The sequence below is a fragment of the Dyella sp. S184 genome (assembly GCF_009766065.1).
Classification (GTDB): Bacteria; Pseudomonadota; Gammaproteobacteria; order Xanthomonadales; family Rhodanobacteraceae; genus Rhodanobacter.
The window spans coordinates 3,185-4,471 of sequence record NZ_LMUE01000009.1 but is presented as its reverse complement, the minus strand read 5'-3'; the positions used below and the strand labels follow the sequence as shown (position 1 = coordinate 4,471).

1 protein-coding gene is annotated in these 1,287 nt (G+C 63.1%); it reads left to right on the top strand.

From position 1 onward, the window contains the following. The coding region (locus tag GSQ75_RS12275; protein ID WP_254058563.1) for a condensation domain-containing protein at window positions 1-1,287 on the top strand (1,287 nt) is incomplete at both ends.

Below are 1,287 nucleotides of genomic sequence, written 5' to 3'. Positions count from 1 at the left end.
CGGCGCAGCGAGTTGCAGGTGGAGTTGCCGCTACGCGCCCTGTTCGAGGCGCCGACGATTGCCGCGTTGATGCTGAAAGTCGCAGGAGCTGAAACCGATGTCGGCACCTTGCCGCTTCTGCCGGCAAATCGCGATGCGCCGTTGCCGCTGTCGTTTGCCCAGTCGCGCCTGTGGTTCCTCGATCAGCTGGAGCGTCATACGGCGACTTACAACATCCCATCGGCTGTTCGCCTGACCGGCCCTCTTGAGGTCGACGCGCTGACGCGTGCGCTGAACGAGATCGTGCGTCGCCATGAAGCCTTGCGCACCACCTTCGTCATAGTGGATGACGCGCCGGTGCAGGTGATCGCGCCGACGTTGACGCTGCCGCTGGACATCATCGACCTGGGGCATTTGCCGGCGGCCGAACGCGAGGCGCAACTGCGCGCGCGCCTGCAGGAGGAGGTGGCCAAACCGTTCGACCTGGCGGTCGGTCCGCTGATCCGCTTCGACCTGCTGCGGCTTGCCGAGGACGAGCATGTCCTGCTCATGACCATGCACCACATCGTCTCCGACGGCTGGTCCATGGGGATCGTGGCACGCGAGATGGCGATCCTGTATCGCGCCTTCATGCAGGGCCTGCCGTCGCCGCTGCCCGATTTGCCGATCCAGTACGCGGATTTCGCGCAATGGCAGCGGCAATGGCTCAGTGGAAAGGTACTGGAGCAGCAATTGAGCTACTGGAAGCATCAACTGGGTAACAGCCCGAGCCTGTTGACGCTGCCCACCGACCGGCCGCGGCCGCCTGTGCAAACGCAATCCGGCACGGCATTGCAATACAGCCTTCCCGCATCACTGGTATCGGAGCTGCATGCGCTGGGGCGTCGCACCCAGAGCACGCTGTTCATGACGTTGTATGCGGCGTTCAGCGTGCTGCTGGCGCGCTACTCGGGCCAGAGCGACATATGCATCGGCACGCCGATCGCCAACCGCAACCGCAGCGAAATCGAGGGCCTGGTCGGCATCTTCATCAACACCCTGGTGCTGCGCACGCAAGTGGACCTGACACAGGACTTCAGGACCCTGCTGCAGCAGGTGCGCCAGCACACGCTGGATGCGTATGCGCATCAGGATGTGCCGTTCGAGCAACTCGTGGAAGTCCTGCAACCCGAGCGCCATACCAGTTACACGCCGCTGTTCCAGGTACTGCTGGTACTGCAGAACACGCCAGTGAACAACCTGACGTTGCCAGGCCTGCAGCTGGAACTTGTCCCGGCTGAAAGCGTGACGACGCATTTCGATCTTGGA